The organism is Rhodoferax sp. P1_F3 (assembly GCF_056405715.1).
Genome location: NZ_JBFUBO010000018.1, coordinates 1 through 16,662, shown reverse-complemented (window position 1 = coordinate 16,662; position 16,662 = coordinate 1). Strand labels below are relative to the sequence as shown.

Below are 16,662 nucleotides of genomic sequence, written 5' to 3'. Positions count from 1 at the left end.
TAAGAAAGAAGAGGACGACCTATGCGGCTCCATCGCATGAAAATTGCCACCAAGCTGTGGGCGTTCATTTTGCTGGTCATTGGTGCCATTTGCGCTGTCGCCTTGGTGGGTCTGATTCGCAGTGTCGGCATTCTGGCCGAGGGGCGCGCGACACAGGCCAACGCCGTGGACTTGGTGCAGATCGCCACCGAATGGAATGGCCTGACCATGACCAACGCGGCGCGCAACCAGGCGATTTTGCTGAGCCAGGGCCCTGCGGTGGCTGAGGCATTCAAGGAACCCGTCAACGCCACCAGTGCCCAAATTGGCGAGCTGCAGAAAAAAATTGAAGCCATGCCGCTGACCGACGCCGACAAGGCGCAAATGCAGAAGATTGGCGACCTGCGCAAGTCGGTGATTGCACTGCGCGATAAGGCGCGTGAACTCAAGGCCGCTGGCAGCGAGCCGGAGGCGCTTCAGATCCTGGAATCGCAGTACCTGCCCACCATGGGCAACTACATCGCGGCCCAAAAAGAAATGGTGGAGATGCAAAAGCGCCGTGTGGTCGAGGTGGCTGCAGAAACCGAGCGCCGCCGTTCGGCCAATAGCGTGGGCATTCTGGTGGGGCTGGCGGTCATCATCGCCACCATTTTTGCGGGCACGGCCTGGCTGGTGCGCTCCATCCGCGAGCCGCTGGTGCAGGCCAATGCGTTGGCGGCCCGCATCGCGCAGGGCGACCTCAGTTCGGTCATCGATACGAATCGCGAGGACGAGTTCGGTTCCCTGTTGGTCTCGCTGCGCAGCATGAACGAGTCGCTGGCGCGCATGGTGTCCCAGGTGCGTAGCAGCACGGACAGCATCGCCATCGCCAGCGCCGAAATTGCCATGGGCAATAACGACCTGGCCCAGCGCACCGAGCAGACATCCAGCAACCTGCAGGCCACGGCCTCCAGCATGGATGGGCTTACCGCCACGGTGCAACACAGCACGGACAACGCACGTCAGGCCAGTGCCCTGGCGGCCAGCGCTTCCAGCGTGGCCCAGCGTGGTGGTGAGGTGGTCACCCAGGTGGTGAGCACCATGCAGGAGATCGACGCCAGCAGCAAGAAGATTGCCGACATCATCAGCGTGATCGATGGCATTGCCTTCCAGACCAACATCCTGGCGCTGAATGCGGCCGTGGAAGCCGCGCGGGCCGGTGAGCAGGGCCGTGGTTTTGCGGTAGTCGCCAGCGAAGTGCGCAGCCTGGCCGGCCGCAGTGCCGAGGCCGCGAAAGAGATCAAGGCCCTGATTGGCACGTCGGTCGATAAGGTCGAATCCGGCACCAAACTCGTGACCGACGCCGGTGCCACCATGCAGGAGATCGTGCAGAGCGTGCGCCGTGTGGCCGATGTGATTGGTGAGATTACCGCTGCAGCACAAGAACAGAGCGCAGGCATTGCCGGTGTCAATCAGGCCATTGGCACGCTGGACCAGATGACGCAGCAAAACGCCGCGCTGGTGGAGCAGAGTGCCGCCGCTGCCGAAAGCCTGCGCGACCAGGCTGAACGTATGAAGCAGGCCGTGGCGGTGTTCAAGGTGGGTGCGGTGGCCGACTCGGGCCAGGTGCTGGCAGTGGCTCCGGTGCGTTCCAACCAGCCCAAGGCTACGCCGTTCAAGGGCCCCGAGCGCCGCAGCGGTCAAGACAATGGCCCGGCCGCCCGTGCTGCCGCAGCCCCCCCGGCACGCAAGCCTACTTCCGAGGCAACCACGGCCCCCATCAAACCCGCCGCTGCTGCTAAGACAGCGGCTGCACCCAAGCCCACGGTGCACACCAGAACCCGCGTCACTCCTGCAGGTGGTGACGAGGACTGGGAAACGTTTTAGTCCCGGCGCGTCACTTTTTCGAACGATCTACTCACAGGAGCCAACATGGGTTCATTCCTCAACAACCTTTCCATCCGCAGGCGCCTGGGGCTGGCCTTTGCGGCCATCCTGGCTTTGCTGCTGGTGGTCATTCTGGTCAGCATTGGGCGGTTGAATTCGGTGGCTGATGCCACCGAGCTCATGGTGAGCGACCCCATCAAGACCGAACGTCTGGTGGGTGACTGGTACCGCAACATCCATACGGGCGTGCGCCGTACGGCCGCGATTGCGCGCAGTGCCGACCCGGCGCTGGCCGAGTACTTTGCCGAAGACCAGGCGGCATCCAGCAAATCCTCGACCGAGTTCCAGAAGGCCCTGGAGCCGCTTATGACTTCGGTAGAGGAGAAGGCGCTGTACAAGGAAATCGCGGAGCAGCGCAAGATCTACATTGCGGCCCGGGACGAAACGGTAGCCCTCAAAAAAGAGGGCAAGGCGGAAGAGGCCAACAAGGTGCTGGATGAGCGGTTCACGCCGGCTTCCAAGGTGTATCTGGCCAAGATGGATGCAATGCTGCAGAGCCAGCGCAATACCATCGATCAGCTGGCCAAAGATATTCAGGACAACCACACCAGCAGTCGTCGGTTGCTGATTGCGCTGGGCGCGGTGAGTGTGCTGTTCAGCGTGGTTCTGGCCTGGCTGCTCTCCGCCTCCATCACGGGGCCGCTGAGTGAGGCCACCTTGGTGGCGAGAAAAGTGGCGGATGGGGATCTCACAGGGGAAATCCGACATGGTCGCACCGACGAGGTGGGCCAGTTGCTCACCACGTTGCACGACATGCAGGGTAATCTGGTGAACTTGGTGAGCAATGTGCGCAGCGGGTCCGAGTCGGTGGCCACGGCCAGTTCTGAGATTGCTCAGGGCAACCACGACCTGAGCGCGCGCACCGAGCAGCAAGCCAGTGCGCTGGAAGAAACCGCAGCCTCCATGGAAGAACTGGGCTCCACCGTCAAGCAAAATGCCGACAACGCGCGCCAGGCCAACCAACTGGCTATGACGGCATCGACTGTGGCTATTCAGGGCGGCGAGGTGGTGGGCCAGGTGGTCGAAACCATGAAGGGCATCAACGAATCCAGCCGCAAGATTGCCGACATCATCAGCGTCATCGACGGCATCGCGTTTCAGACCAACATCCTGGCGCTGAACGCGGCGGTCGAAGCCGCACGCGCGGGTGAACAGGGCCGGGGCTTCGCGGTGGTCGCGTCTGAGGTGCGCAGCCTGGCAGGCCGCAGTGCGGAGGCCGCCAAGGAAATCAAGAGCCTGATTGGTGCCAGCGTGGAGCGGGTGGAGCAGGGCTCTGCCCTGGTGGACAAGGCGGGCACCACCATGACCGAAGTGGTGACCAGCATCCGCCGTGTGACTGACATCATGGGCGAGATCAGTGCGGCCAGCGCGGAACAAAGTTCGGGCGTGTCGCAGGTGGGCGAGGCGGTCACGCAGATGGACCAGGCAACACAGCAAAACGCCGCGCTGGTGGAAGAGATGGCCGCTGCGGCCAGCAGCCTCAAGAGCCAGGCGCAGGACTTGGTGCAGGTGGTGGCCACCTTCAAGCTGGGCGCGCAGGAGCATGCGGCTGGCCTGCCCGTGGCCAAAGTACGTTCCAGCGCGCCACCCGCCAAGCCCTTCAAGGGCGCAGAGCGCCGTGGGGATGGGGTGCCCAAGCCCGCGCCCCGACCCGCAGCCGCCAAGCCTGCGGCCCCAACGGCAGCCAAGGCCCCCGCACCCAAAGTGCCGGTTGCGGCTGCGGCGCCCAAGCCTGCTGTTCACACCTCCACCCGCGTGACACCAGCGGGCGGTGACGACGACTGGGAAACTTTTTAAGCCAGCGCGGGTCTGTCAAAGTCCCGCCAACCACAGCAGGAATGTGTTGTGCATACACTTCCTGCTGTTTCTATTTCAACCAAGGAGACGCTAGTGCTTGATGATCTGAAAAACGGAATTATTTCCCTGCTGCCCGGTAAGTCGACCGAGGACGGCGCCACACGCCGCACTGCACTGAAGGCCGCACTGGGTGTGGGCTATGCGGCGACTGCCATGCCCATCATGGCGCAGACGGCCATCAAGACCTCCGACGCCGGCCTGGTCACCGGCACCCTGGTGTATGAGGTGGACAACTACCCTGTGCCGTTTTACTTTGCCGCCCCCGCTGGCAAGAAAAACTTGCCGGTGGTGATCGTGGTGCAAGAAATCTTTGGTGTGCACGAGTACATCGCCGACACCTGCCGCCGCTTTGCCAAGGCCGGCTACTTGGCCATTGCGCCCGACCTGTATGCCCGCCAGGGTAACGCCGCCAGCTACACCGACATCGGCAAGCTGCTGTCGGAGGTGGTTGCCAAGGTGCCGGATGCGCAGGTGCTGGCCGATCTGGATGGTGCGGTCGATTGGGCCATCCACAACGGCGGCAACGCGCACAAGATCGGTATCACCGGTTTCTGCTGGGGCGGTCGCATCACCTGGCTGTATGCCGAGTACAGCAAGAAGGTCAAGGCCGCAGTGGCTTGGTACGGTGGCTTGGTGGGAACTCCCAGCGCGCTGAAGCCCAAGAACCCGCTGGATCTGGCAGCTTCGTTGAAGGCGCCAGTGTTGGGCCTGTACGGAGGCGCCGACGGTGGCATTCCGTTGACCAGCGTGAATGAAATGAAGGATGCGCTGGCGGCCGCTGGCGCCAAGGGCAACGCCGCTGCCAAGGCCTCGGAATTTGTGGTCTACCCCGGCGTGGGCCATGCCTTCCATGCAGACTACCGTTCCAGCTACAACAAGGCCGCGGCCGAAGACGGCTTTCAGCGTGCACTCGCGTGGTTCAAAGCGAAGGGCGTGGTTTGACGCTGATTGCAATATTGGCAGGCACCCTGGCGGCCGGCATTGGCAGTGTCTGGCTGGCCGCCGCCCTGAGTTTTGGCGCGCTGGGGCGTTACACCCAGCACATGCTGAGCCTGGCGGCTGGTGCGTTGATGGCCACGGCCTTCATGCACCTGCTACCCGAAGCCTTCGAGAGCCAGGCCGGTGCCCATGACCTGTTCCTCACGCTGCTGATCGGCGTGGTGTTTTTCTTCCTGCTGGACAAGGCCGAGCTCTGGCACCACGGCCACGAGCATCACCATGATGACCACAGCCATGGCCACGACCATGCGCACGGTCAGGGTCACAGCCACGGGGCTCCGTCAGGTTCGGGCTCCTGGGCCGTACTCACGGGTGACAGCGTGCATTGCTTTGGCGACGGCGTGTTGATTGCGTCGGCCTTCATGGCCGATATGCGGCTGGGCGCCATCGCCTCGCTGGCCGTGCTGGCCCACGAGGTGCCCCACCACATGGGCGACTTGATGGTGCTGCGAGCAGGCTCCAGCAACAAGCGCGCGGCCCTGGTCAAGGTGACGCTGGCCGGTGCGGTGACCGCGTTGGGCGGCTTGGCTGGCTACTGGTTGGTGGACCAGATGCAGGACTATTTGCCCTACTTTTTGGTCGTGGCCTCCAGCAGCTTCATCTACGTGGCGTTGGCCGACCTGATTCCGCAACTGCAAAAGCGCCTGACCGCGCGCCAAACCGCGGCGCAAATTGCGTGGCTGGCGGCGGGCATTGTGCTGGTCGCCGTGGTCAGCGGCTTGGGCCATGGCCACTGATCCTGCCGGATTGCGATTCAGTTTTTCCGACTCGGAAGTGTTGCGCCTCGCGTGTGCTTGCGACACGCTGACCGTGCATTTTTCAGTCGCCTGGGTCCAACGCCGTCTACCAGGCGCTGCGCCTTTGACGGGCTACCTGCGGGGCCTGCAGATGCAATTGCAGGGTGTGCCAGAAGGGGCGGCTGTGGACGCCATGGGTCGCCTGCGCAGTGGGCGCGTGTTGCTGGCCTCCACAGATGCCGGGTTCACGCAGTTGGACATCCCGGGCCGCTGGCAAGAGCCTCTGACGCTGGAGTTGGACTTCGCGCAGGGTGCCAGCCTGCGCTGGCGGGCCGCACAACTGGTCTGCACGCTGCAGCTGGGCTGGGACTTCCAGGAGTCGCTGGCCTGCTAATGGACATACGGGGCACAGGCGGGGCAGGGGACTAAGGGAAAGCCCCTACGGATCGTGTAGTTAAATCAATCGTTTGATTTAACTAGCTAGAATTGGCCGCTATGCCGACTCCCGCTGTTCCGCTCCCTCTGCCTCTCGCCCCCGCGGCCGCCAAGCACCTGCGCAGCGACGGGCAAGAAGCGCGCACCCGCCTGCTGGACGCCGCGCTGGTGCTGTTTGCCGACCGGGGTTTTGCCAAAACCTCCACCCGCGAGATAGCGCTAGCCGCCAATGTCAACGTGGCTTCCATCAGCTACTACTTTGGCGATAAGGCTGGCCTGTACCGCGCTGTGTTCACGGACCCGCGCAGCAACCCAAGCCTTGAGCCCTCCAGCATCAACCACCCCAACCAGTCGTTGACCGAGTCGCTGCGCGCCATGCTCGACACCTTCACCGAGCCCATGAAGAACGGTGTAGCCATGCAGAACTGCATGAAGCTGCACATCCGGGAGATGTTGGAGCCCACAGGCCTGTGGCAGGCCGAGATTGACGACCGCATCAAGCCCGCCCACATGGCGTTGGTGCAAACGCTGTGCCGCCATCTGGGTGTCACACAACCCGATGACGATGTGCACCGTCTGGCCTTTTCCATCGTCGGGCTGGGCATGATCCTGCATGTGGGCAGCGACGTGATTCAGGCCATTCGCCCTGAACTGATTGCCTCGCCCGCCGCCATTGACGCCTACGCCGGCCACATGCTGGTAGCCGCCCTGTCCATGGTGGAGGGCGAAGTGCGCCGCCGCCAGGCCCTGTCGTCCGCCCCGGCCACCCCATAAACCGACCCGATTCACACCCATGGCACTTGCATTGCACCCCCGTACCCCTATGAAACCACCTGCTTTGCGCGGCGCCCGGCGCCACCTCTCTGCGCTGGCCCTGTCGGCCTGTGTTCTGGTACTCAGCGGTTGCGCCATCACCATGCCGGCCACCAAAGTGGACGTGGCTGTGGCGCCGCAGTGGCAAGCGCCGCTGCCGCACCAGGGCACCGTGGGCACCCTGAGCCAGTGGTGGCAGCAGCAGGGTGACCCGCTATTGGTGGAGTTGATCGAAGCCGCGCAGGCGGTCAGCCCCTCGGTGGCACAGGCGGTGGCAAGGGTCGAGTCGGCCCGCGCGCAGCGCACCACGGCCAACGCGGCGTTGCTGCCCAAGGTGGATGGTTCCATCGCGGCCAGCCGTGGCGTGAGCCAGCCCAATGTGCCCGTAGCCACCACGCAGACCATAGGCCTGCAAGCCACCTGGGAGCTGGACCTGGTGGGCGCCAACCGCGCCGTGAGCAACGCGGCCGATGCCCAGTTCCAGGGTACCCAGGCCCAGTGGCACGACGCCCGCGTGTCGGTGGCGGCCGAGGTGGCCAGCACCTACTACAGCCTGTCTACTTGCTACCAGTTGCTGGACGTGGCGCGCAAAGACGCCGCCTCGCGCCAGGAGACCGCACGTCTGGCGGACATCAGCGCCAAGGCGGGCTTTACCGCACCGTCGTTCGCCGCGCTGGCGCGGGCCAGTGCCGCCGATGGCAACAGCCGTGTGACCCAGCAGTCCGCCGCCTGCGACATCGACACCAAGGCGCTGGTGGCCCTGACCGGAATTGCTGAGACGGATTTAAGACAAAAACTGGCTGTAGCCCTCGCCAAACCTGCGCAAGCGGCTCCTGTTTTCATAGCAAGCGTGCCGGCCCAGACGCTGACCCAGCGCCCCGATGTGTTCGCCGCCGAACGCGATGTGGTGGTGGCCAGCGCCCAGGTGGGCAGTGCCAAAGCCCAGCGCTACCCGCGCCTGACCCTGAGCGGCAATGTGGGCGCCATGCGCTACAGCAGCATGGGCACCGAAACCAACCTGGACACCTGGTCCTTCGGGCCCCTGGCGCTGACGCTGCCCATCTTTGACGGTGGCCAGCGCAAGGCCAACGTGGTGGCCGCCGAAGCCGCCTACACCCAGGCCGTAGCCGTATACCGCGCCAAAGTGCGCCAGGCCGTGCGCGAGGTGGAAGAGGCCCTGGTCAACCTGCAAAGCACCGACGCACGCAAGCAGGACGCCGAGGTCTCCACCCAAGGCTATGCCGAGTCGCTGGCGGCCACGCAGTCGCGCTACAGCCAGGGACTGGCCAACCTGGTGGAGCTGGAAGACGCCCGCCGCACGGCGCTGGCCTCGCAGTCGGCCCAGCTGTCGTTGGCCCTGGAGCGCAACCGCGCCTGGGTGGCGCTGTACCGCGCTTTGGGCGGTGGCTTTGAGCCCAGCAGCAACTGACCCGAATAGAACCTTTTGTCTGATTGATTTTTAGCGAGATCCTCACCATGAACCGTCTTTTGAACCGCCTGCCTTTTCAACCCCTGACGCTGGGCCTGATGGCCGCGGGATTGCTCACACTGGCTGGCTTGGGCCTGTTCGTCACGCGCAGCCAGGCAGCCGACGCACCCAAGGCCGCTGCCAGCACTGCGGCCAAGCCTTCGCTCACCGTCACCACCACCCAGGCCCAGAGCGGCATGCTGCCGATCAAGCTGGCCGCCAACGGCAGTGTGGCCGCCTGGCAAGAAGCCAGTGTGGGCACCGAGGTGAGCGGCCTGCGCGTGCAGGAGCTGCACGCCGCCGTAGGCGACCATGTGCAACGCGGCCAGGTGCTGGCCACCTTTGCGGCCGAGAGCGTGCAGGCCGACGTGGCCCTGGCCCGCGCGGCCGTTGCCGAAGCCCAAGCCAATGCCGCCGAAGCCCTGGCCAACGCCGACCGGGCCCGCGCTGTGCAGGGCACGGGCGCTTTGAGCGCCCAGCAGGTCAACCAGTACCTCACCGCCGAACTCACCGCCAAGGCGCGGGTGGAGTCGGCCAAGGCCCAGCTTGATTCGCAGCTGCTACGCCTCAAGCACACCCAGCTGCTGTCGCCCGACAGCGGCACCATTTCCTCGCGCACTGCCTCCGTGGGCTCGGTGGTGGGTGCGGGTACCGAGATGTTCAAGCTAATCCGCCAGAGCCGCCTGGAGTGGCGTGGTGAAGTCACCTCGGCTGAACTGGGTCGCATCACCGTGGGCACCAATGCGCTGGTCACCTCGCCCACGGGCGCGCAGCTCAAGGGCCGGGTGCGCATGCTGGCCCCCACGGTGGATGCCGCCACACGCAACGGTCTTGTCTATGTTGACCTGTTGCCCGGGCAATTTTCCGCCGGGCAGCCCCAAGGAAAATTAGCCCCCTCGGGGGGCAGCGCAGCACGCGCAGCGGCAAGCGTGGGGGCCAGTTTCAAACCCGGCATGTATGCACGCGGCGAATTCGAACTCGGTAGCTCCGGCGCATTGACCGTGCCGCAGACCGCGGTGGTGGTGCGCGATGGCTTTAGCTATGTGTACCGCGTGGGCGCGGACAACCGCATTGCCCAGCTCAAGGTGCAGACCGGCCGTGTGGTGGGCGACCAGATTGAAATCCAGAGCGGCGTGAAGCCCGAGGACAAGCTGGTGGCCACGGGCGGCAGCTTCCTGAGCGAAGGCGATCTGGTCAAGGTGGTGGAAGCCCCCAAGGCCGATGCCAAGCAAAAATCCGCTGTAGCCCCCGAAAAGACTGCGCAAGCAGCTACAAAATAAGGAGCGCCTGAGATGAATGTCTCCTCGTGGTCAATTAAAAACCCCATACCGGCGGTCATGCTGTTTGTGCTGCTGACCCTGGCTGGCCTGATGTCCTTCAACGCCATGAAGGTGCAGCAGTTTCCTGATCTGGAACTGCCCACCGTCACGGTGTCCGCCACCTTGCCCGGTGCCGCTCCGGCGCAGCTTGAAACCGAAGTGGCGCGCAAGTTGGAAAACGCCATTGCGCCGCTGCAGGGCCTGAAAAACATCTACACCAGCGTGCGTGACGGCAGCGTGAGCGTGACCGCCGAGTTCCGCCTGGAAAAGCCCACGCAAGAAGCGGTAGACGACGTGCGCAGCGCGGTGCAAAGCGTGCGCAGCGATTTGCCCAGCGATGTGCGCGACCCCATCGTGAGCAAGATGAACCTGTCGGGCGCGCCCATCCTGGCGTTCACCATCCGCTCCAGCAACATGGACGACGAAGCGCTGAGCTGGTTTGTGGACAACACCATTTCGCGCGCCCTGCTGGGCGTGCGTGGTGTGGGCTCGGTGGCCCGCGTGGGGGGTGTCACGCGTGAAGTGCAAGTGGCTCTGGACCCGCTGAAGCTGCAGGCGCTGGGCGCCACCGCGGCTGATATCTCGCGCCAGCTCAAGCAGGTGCAGACCGAGAGTGCCGGTGGCCGTGCCGACCTGGGTGGCTCTGAGCAACCCATGCGCACCCTGGCCACCGTGGCCACGGTGGAAGAGCTGTCGCGCCTGGAACTGAGCCTGTCCAGCGGCAAGCGCGTGCGTCTGGATGAGGTGGCCACGGTCAAGGACACCGTGGCCGAGCAACGCAGCCTGGCCTTGCTCAACGGCAAGCCCGTGGTGGGTTTTGAGATCACGCGCAGCAAGGGCGCCAGTGAAGTGGAAGTGGGCGCTGCAGTGACCAAGGCGCTGGCCGACCTGAAGGCGCAGCACCCTGATCTGGAACTGACGCAGGCCTTTGACTTTGTGACGCCGGTGCAGGAGGAGTTCGACGCCTCCATGACCATGCTCTACGAAGGCGCCGTGCTGGCGGTGATCGTGGTGTGGTTCTTCTTGCGCAGCTGGCGTGCCACGCTGGTCTCTGCCGTGGCGTTGCCGCTGTCGGCCATTCCGGCGTTCATTGGCATGAACTACATGGGCTTCACGACCAACATCGTGACGCTGCTGGCGCTGTCGCTGGTCATCGGAATTCTGGTGGACGACGCGATTGTGGAAGTGGAAAACATCGAGCGCCACCTGCGCATGGGCAAGACGCCCTACCAGGCCGCGATGGAAGCGGCCGATGAAATCGGCTTGGCCGTGATCGCCACCACCTTCGCGCTGATTGCCGTGTTCCTGCCCACCGCCTTTATGAGCGGCGTGGTGGGCAAGTTCTTCAAGCAGTTTGGCTGGACTGCCGTGTTTGCCGTGTTCGCCTCGCTGGTGGTGGCCCGGGTGCTCACGCCCATGATGGCGGCCTACATCATGAAGCCGTCCACCCATGTGCACGAAGAGCCGACCTGGATGCCGCTGTACCTGCGCATCACGCGCTGGACGCTGAGCCACCGCTGGATCACCATGCTCTCTGCCGTCGCTTTCTTCATCGGCTCGCTGTTCCTCGTGCCCCTGATTCCCAGCGGCTTCATTCCGCCGGACGATAACTCGCAAACCCAGGTCTATGTGGAACTGGCCCCGGGTAGCACGCTGACCCAGACCTATGCCGCCGCTGAGCAGGCGCGCAGCATGATTGCCAAGGTGGAGCATGTGAAGAGCGTCTACACCACCATCGGTGGCGGTGCGGTGGGATCGGACCCGTTCCAGGGCGGTGCCACCGCTGAAGTGCGCAAGGCCACACTGACCGTGCTGCTGGACGAGCGCGGTGAGCGCCCCGTCAAGCAGGTGATCGAAAGCCAGATGCGCAGCGCCTTGGCCGATTTGCCGGGTGCCCGCTTCAAGGTCGGACTGGGCGGTTCGGGCGAGAAGTACCAGTTGGCCCTGAAGGGTGAAGACCCCGTGGCGCTGGCACAAGCCGCGGCAGCCGTGGAGCGCGATCTGCGCAAGATTCCTGGCCTGGGCAATATCTCATCCAGCGCCAGCCTGACGCGTGCCGAGATCGCTATTCGCCCCGACTTTGCCAAGGCCGCCGACATGGGCGTGACCAGCAGCGCGATTGCCGAGACCCTGCGCATTGCCACCGTGGGCGACTACGAGTCGGCGCTGTCCAAGCTCAACCTGAGTCAACGCCAGGTGCCCATCGTTGTCAAGCTCGACACCGATGCGCGCCAGGACCTGGAGCTGCTGGGTCGCCTGATGGTGCCCGGCGTCAAGGGCCCGGTGATGTTGAGCCAGGTGGCCGCACTTGAAATGTCGGGTGGCCCCGCCGTGATCAGCCGCCTGAACCGCGTGCGCAACGTGAACTTTGAGGTGGAACTCTCCGGCGTGCCGCTGGGCGAGGTGACCGAGGCCGTGGCCAAGCTGCCCAGCATCGTCAACATGCCCGCGGGTGTGCAGCAGCTGGAGGTGGGCGATGCCGAAGTGCAGGCCGAAATGGTGGCGGGCTTTGGCCTGGCCATGCTGACCGGCGTGCTGTGCATCTACATCGTGCTGGTGCTGCTGTTCAAGGACTTCCTGCACCCCATCTCCATCATCCCCGCGGTGATTCTGTCCTTCGGTGGCGCCTTCATCGGCCTGCTGGTGACTGGCAAGATGCTGTCCATGCCGTCCTTCATCGGGCTGGTGATGCTGATTGGCGTGTCCACCAAAAACTCGATCCTGCTGGTGGAGTACGCCATCATGGCGCAGCGTGAACACGGGCTGAGTCGCTTCGATGCGCTGATCGACGCCTGCCACAAGCGGGCACGCCCCATCATCATGACGACCATCGCCATGGTGGCCGGCATGCTGCCGCTGGTCATTGGCCTGGGCCATGCCGACAACAGCTTCCGCGCGCCCATGGCCGCGGCGGTGATTGGGGGCCTCATCACCTCCACCATCCTGAGCCTGTTGGTGACTCCCAGCTTCTTCACCATCGTGGACGACATTGAACACTTTGTCGGCCGCATCAAGGCCAAGGTGTTGCGCCAGCCTGCGGAGCCAGTGGGCGAGGCGGCCCCTGTGGGCAAGTGAGCGGCATGGAAGCACTTTTAGTCTCTACCGGTGTTGTCGCCCTTGCCGAAATCGGCGACAAAACCCAGTTGCTGGCCTTTATCCTGGCCGCACGCTTCAAGAAACCCTTGCCCATCATTGCCGGCATCCTGGCCGCCACCGTGCTCAACCACGGTCTGGCCGGTGCGCTGGGCGCCTGGATCACCTCGGTGCTGAGCCCTGGCGTGCTGCGCTGGGTGCTGGGTGCATCCTTTCTGGGCATGGCGGCGTGGACGCTGATTCCCGACAAGATTGAGGAAGAAGAAACCCGCATCGCCAGCAAGCTGGGCGTGTTCGGTGCCACCTTCATCACCTTCTTTTTGGCCGAGATGGGCGACAAGACGCAGATCGCCACCATCGCCATGGCTGCGCACTATGCCAACCCGCTGCTCGTCGTCATCGGCACCACGCTGGGTATGCTGATTGCCGATGTGCCCGCGGTGTTTGTGGGCGACCGGCTGGCCGCCAAAATTCCCATGAAGCTGGTGCATGGCATTGCCGCGGCCATCTTTGCGCTGCTGGGGTTGGCTACTTTGCTGGGCGCGGGCGCAAGCCTGGGTTTCTAGGCTACCTAGACCTCGTCGCTGCGCGTGGGCTCGGGTGCCACGCGCGGCAGCGTGATGGTGATGGTGGTGCCCTGGCCCAACACGCTGTGCACCTCCAGCGTGCCGCCCAGCGTGGCCTTCACCAGGTTGTCCACGATGGACATGCCCAAGCCAGTGCCGCCGCTGCCAATGCGCGTGCTGAAGAACGGCTGGAACATCTTCTCCAGAATATCGGGCGCAATGCCGCGGCCGTTGTCGTTGCAGATGAGCGTGACGTGGTTTTCATCGGCCTGCACGCGCAGTTGCACCACGCCATGCTCCATGCCTTCAAACGCATGCAGATAGGCGTTGTTGACCAGGTTAATCACCACCTGGCCCAGCGGGCCGGGGTAGCTGTCCATGCGGATGCCTTCGAGCACATCCAACTCCACCGTATGCGTCTCGCGCTTCAGGCTGGGGGCCAGCGTCAACATCACCTCATTGAGCACCTGGCGCAGGTCGAAACTGCGCCGTTGTTCGCTGGCTTGGTCGGCCGCCACTTGCCGAAAGCTCTTCAGCAGGGCCACGGCACGCTCCAGGTTTCGCAGCAGCAGGGTATTGCCCTCGCGCACCTGCTCTACAAACTGTTGCAGGGTCGATTTGCGCAGCGTGCCCGCGTCCAGCAGCGATTGGAAATGGCGCGCCTGGTCCACCAGCGTGCTGGCGGTCATCAGGCTGTTGCCCATGGGCGTGCCCATTTCGTGCGAGACGCTGGCAATCAGGGTGCCCAGGGTGGCGCGGGCTTCGCTGCGGGCCAGGGCCTCTTGCATGCGCAGCTCCAGTGTGGCGTTGAGCTCCCGGATGCGGGCTTCTGCCTCCTTGCGCTCGGTGATTTCCAGATGCGTTCCCGCCAGCAGCAGCGGTGTGCCGTCGGCTGCGCGTTCCATCAACCGGGCGCGCGCGGCAATCCAGATCCAGTGCCCTTGTTTGTGGTGCAGCCGGTACTCGAAGTTCAGGTGCTCGCTGTGGCCCGCGTAGTGCTGCTCCAGCGCAGCAAAGAAGGCGGCTAAATCATCGGGGTGGACCAACTCCAGCCAGCGCGCGTAGAGGTCATCGCCCAAATCCTGCAGGGTATAGCCAGCCAGAGAGGCCCAGCGTTCGCTCATCCGCAGCTGGCGGGTCTTGTAGTCAAACTCCCAGGTCGCCACGCCCGTGCCTTCGATGATGTTTTGCAGCCGCTTTTGTTCGGTCGCCAACTGTTCGCGCGCTGCCTGCTCGCGCAGCTTGGCGGTCTCAATGCGGCGGCGGTAGCGCTGGGCGCGCCACACAGCCCAGGTCACCAGTGCGGTGGCGGCGAGCGCCCCAGCCAGCAGGTAGGGCGCCTGGCTAGTGGGCAGGCTGCGTTGGAAGGCCGCGCGTGGGCGCAGCACCACCTCCCACGGGCGGGTGGCGATGTCCACGGTAAGTGCATAGTCGTCCAGCTTGGCGTCCACCAGAAAGCTGAAGTGGCGCTGGGTGTCGGCCGCACCGCCATACCAGGTGTAGATGGGCTGGTTGGCCTGTTCGTCTGGGGCGGTGAGGTCAAAAACCAGCAGGTCCATGCCCGCCAGGTCGGCACGGTAGCTGGCCTCACGCAGCAGGGCCTTGAGTGGCACCTCGGCCACCACATAGCCCAGATGGCGTTGCGTGCCACCGCTCAGCGGGTCGCGCTCATACACGGGGGACGACACCGACAGGGCGGAGGCCAGCCCGTTGTCGGGCGGCGTGCTGGCAATGGGGAAGGTCTCCGACGCCACGGGACGCCCCACTACCAACGCATGCTGTTTCGGCTGGGCCAGCGCATCGGGGCTCTGGCCCAGCCCCAATGGGCCATGGTCCTCGGGCCATACGTAGGCGGGTAGGGCGCGCCCGTTCACCAAGGGCTGCCACTGCAGCGCTGACACCGTATGCAAATCGGCCATCACGCGACGCATGTAGGCGTTGAACTGGGGGCGTTGCAGCCGGGGTTGGGTCTCTACCATCAGGCCCGCGTTGTGCGTGGCTTCCACGGTGCGGGTGATGTCTAGCTCCAGTGCGTCGATCACGGTTTTGGCGCTGGCGTTGCGGATCTCCTGGATGCGCAGTGCCTCGGTCTGGCGCAGGCTGTAGAAGATCGCCCCACTGCACAGCAACCCCACCACGACCACAGCGCTGAGCACTACCGCATCGGGCAGGCGCCGGACGGCGGGCAAAGGTGTGGAGGGCGAACGAGACTCCATGGTGCTGCAGTGTAGGCCGCCAAGGGCGGCCGTGCTAGAGGGGCTAGCCGGCAGGACCTAGCCCTGGGCAATGGGGCGGCTAGGGTCGCTGCACCATTCGCTCCAGCTGCCGGCAAACAGGGCAGTGCCGCCCAGCCCGGCAATTTCCATGGCCAGCACATTGGGCACGGCGCTGACGCCGCTGCCGCAGTGGTGCACCACGTCCTGCGGCGCACGCTGGCCCAGCAGGGCTTCAAACTCGGCGCGCAGCTGGGCCGCGGGTTTGAAGAAACCATCCGGCCCCAGGTTGCTGCTGAAGACGCGGTTCAGCGCGCCGGGGATGTGGCCTGCCACGGGGTCTATGGGTTCCATCTCGCCGCGAAAGCGAGGTGCGCCGCGCGCGTCGATGATGTGCTGTGTTCCCTTGTGGAGGTTGCGCAGCACGGTGTCTACGCCCACCAGCGTCACCAGCGGGTCGCCCACTGCAAAGGTGGTTGCGGTGCGGGGCGCCTCGGCACCGCTGGCCAGGGCACCGCCCGCGGCCTGCCAGGCCTGAAAGCCACCGTCCAGCACGGCCACGTTTGCATGGCCCAACCACTTGAGCATCCACCACAGGCGGCCGCAGTAGTTGGCCCCCTGGCGGTCGTAGACCACCACCTGGTCGGTATTCTTCAGGCCCACGCTGCCCAGCCACGCGGCAAACGTGTTGCGAGGGGGCAGAGGATGTCGCCCGCCTGAGGCGGCGCCGGTTACGGCCGGGTCGCCCTTGGCGCTGAGGTTGTTGTCAAGGTGCGCATACAGCGCACCGGCAATGTGGCTCTCAGCGTACTGCGCCGGGCCTTGCGCGGGCTGCATCAGGTCACAGCTGCAGTCAAACACCACGGCGGGTGTGGCACTGGCTTGTAGGGCTTGGAGTTGGGCGACGGAGATCAGGGTGGTGTAGGGCATGGTGTTGTGATTATCTATTCGCCTGCATTCTTGCGTTCGCTGGCCTGTGTGGCGTGTACCCGGTAGCCGATTTGCTGGCCGCGCAGCGGACTGATGAGGCCACCGGGTACACGCCATACTGGCTTGGGGGTTGGTATTCTTGCGGAGTAAGAGACCTCGTCATTGCAGTCTGTTTTGTGGCGGAAGCCGACATCCAAGAAATGACCCGAACGGGGGATATTCAGAGTCCAACTGAGTGGTCAAAATCGAGAGTGAAGACTGCGGTGTTTGTCGCTATTTTTATGAGAGCAGCTCACGCAGACTGGATATGAAAAAATGCCATTTTTT

General features: G+C 64.4%; 12 protein-coding genes. 10 read left to right on the top strand and 2 right to left on the bottom strand.

The window, feature by feature from the left end; translation table 11 throughout:
• Positions 1–21: 21 nt before the first annotated feature.
• From AC1DZ5_RS20500 to AC1DZ5_RS20455, 10 genes are all read left to right on the top strand, one after another.
• Positions 22–1,845: a methyl-accepting chemotaxis protein gene (locus tag AC1DZ5_RS20500; RefSeq protein WP_477892495.1), complete on the top strand. Its 1,824-nt coding sequence runs from the start codon at positions 22–24 to the stop codon at positions 1,843–1,845.
• Positions 1,846–1,890: 45 nt separating this feature from the next.
• On the top strand, positions 1,891–3,702 hold the full coding sequence (locus AC1DZ5_RS20495; RefSeq protein ID WP_477892493.1) for a methyl-accepting chemotaxis protein: 1,812 nt from the start codon (positions 1,891–1,893) through the stop codon (positions 3,700–3,702).
• Positions 3,703–3,795: 93 nt separating this feature from the next.
• Positions 3,796–4,704 (top strand): dienelactone hydrolase family protein, encoded by a 909-nt coding sequence (locus AC1DZ5_RS20490; RefSeq protein ID WP_477892491.1) that lies wholly within the window; start codon positions 3,796–3,798, stop codon positions 4,702–4,704.
• On the top strand, positions 4,701–5,498 hold the full coding sequence (locus tag AC1DZ5_RS20485) for a ZIP family metal transporter (RefSeq protein WP_477892489.1): 798 nt from the start codon (positions 4,701–4,703) through the stop codon (positions 5,496–5,498). Before AC1DZ5_RS20490 ends, AC1DZ5_RS20485 begins: the two co-directional genes overlap by 4 nt.
• Positions 5,488–5,892: a hypothetical protein gene (locus AC1DZ5_RS20480; RefSeq protein WP_477892487.1), complete on the top strand. Its 405-nt coding sequence runs from the start codon at positions 5,488–5,490 to the stop codon at positions 5,890–5,892. The genes AC1DZ5_RS20485 and AC1DZ5_RS20480 overlap by 11 nt, the downstream gene beginning before the upstream one ends.
• Positions 5,893–5,993: 101 nt before the next feature.
• The gene (locus AC1DZ5_RS20475; RefSeq protein ID WP_477892485.1) at positions 5,994–6,707 is read left to right on the top strand and encodes a CerR family C-terminal domain-containing protein; all 714 of its coding nucleotides are present in this window, start codon (positions 5,994–5,996) and stop codon (positions 6,705–6,707) included.
• Between the two features lie 49 nt (positions 6,708–6,756).
• Positions 6,757–8,175 (top strand): efflux transporter outer membrane subunit, encoded by a 1,419-nt coding sequence (locus AC1DZ5_RS20470; protein WP_477892483.1) that lies wholly within the window; start codon positions 6,757–6,759, stop codon positions 8,173–8,175.
• 47 nt (positions 8,176–8,222) lie between these two features.
• Complete coding sequence (locus AC1DZ5_RS20465) at positions 8,223–9,494, top strand: efflux RND transporter periplasmic adaptor subunit (protein ID WP_477892481.1); 1,272 nt, start codon at positions 8,223–8,225, stop codon at positions 9,492–9,494.
• A 12-nt stretch (positions 9,495–9,506) separates the two neighbouring features.
• Positions 9,507–12,608, top strand: a complete 3,102-nt coding sequence (locus AC1DZ5_RS20460) for an efflux RND transporter permease subunit (protein ID WP_477892479.1) — start codon at positions 9,507–9,509, stop codon at positions 12,606–12,608.
• Between the two features lie 5 nt (positions 12,609–12,613).
• Positions 12,614–13,192 (top strand): TMEM165/GDT1 family protein, encoded by a 579-nt coding sequence (locus AC1DZ5_RS20455; protein ID WP_477892477.1) that lies wholly within the window; start codon positions 12,614–12,616, stop codon positions 13,190–13,192.
• A 5-nt stretch (positions 13,193–13,197) separates the two neighbouring features.
• Here AC1DZ5_RS20455 and AC1DZ5_RS20450 read toward each other — a convergent pair whose 3' ends face one another.
• Both AC1DZ5_RS20450 and AC1DZ5_RS20445 read right to left on the bottom strand, forming a co-directional pair.
• The gene (locus AC1DZ5_RS20450; RefSeq protein WP_477892475.1) at positions 13,198–15,408 is read right to left on the bottom strand and encodes an ATP-binding protein; all 2,211 of its coding nucleotides are present in this window, start codon (positions 15,406–15,408) and stop codon (positions 13,198–13,200) included.
• Between the two features lie 57 nt (positions 15,409–15,465).
• Positions 15,466–16,335 (bottom strand): sulfurtransferase, encoded by an 870-nt coding sequence (locus tag AC1DZ5_RS20445; RefSeq protein WP_477892473.1) that lies wholly within the window; start codon positions 16,333–16,335, stop codon positions 15,466–15,468.
• Positions 16,336–16,662 lie beyond the last annotated feature (327 nt).

What these genes read in the sequence shown, in the direction of transcription:
- AC1DZ5_RS20475 (WP_477892485.1), top strand. Translation starts at nt 5,994, where the DNA reads ATGCCGACTCCCGCTGTTCCGCTCCCTCTGCCTCTCGCCCCCGCGGCC.
- AC1DZ5_RS20480 (WP_477892487.1), top strand. Translation starts at nt 5,488, where the DNA reads ATGGCCACTGATCCTGCCGGATTGCGATTCAGTTTTTCCGACTCGGAA.
- AC1DZ5_RS20465 (WP_477892481.1), top strand. Translation starts at nt 8,223, where the DNA reads ATGAACCGTCTTTTGAACCGCCTGCCTTTTCAACCCCTGACGCTGGGC.
- AC1DZ5_RS20445 (WP_477892473.1), bottom strand. Translation starts at nt 16,335, where the DNA reads ATGCCCTACACCACCCTGATCTCCGTCGCCCAACTCCAAGCCCTACAA.
- AC1DZ5_RS20460 (WP_477892479.1), top strand. Translation starts at nt 9,507, where the DNA reads ATGAATGTCTCCTCGTGGTCAATTAAAAACCCCATACCGGCGGTCATG.
- AC1DZ5_RS20450 (WP_477892475.1), bottom strand. Translation starts at nt 15,408, where the DNA reads ATGGAGTCTCGTTCGCCCTCCACACCTTTGCCCGCCGTCCGGCGCCTG.
- AC1DZ5_RS20495 (WP_477892493.1), top strand. Translation starts at nt 1,891, where the DNA reads ATGGGTTCATTCCTCAACAACCTTTCCATCCGCAGGCGCCTGGGGCTG.
- AC1DZ5_RS20470 (WP_477892483.1), top strand. Translation starts at nt 6,757, where the DNA reads ATGAAACCACCTGCTTTGCGCGGCGCCCGGCGCCACCTCTCTGCGCTG.
- AC1DZ5_RS20455 (WP_477892477.1), top strand. Translation starts at nt 12,614, where the DNA reads ATGGAAGCACTTTTAGTCTCTACCGGTGTTGTCGCCCTTGCCGAAATC.
- AC1DZ5_RS20500 (WP_477892495.1), top strand. Translation starts at nt 22, where the DNA reads ATGCGGCTCCATCGCATGAAAATTGCCACCAAGCTGTGGGCGTTCATT.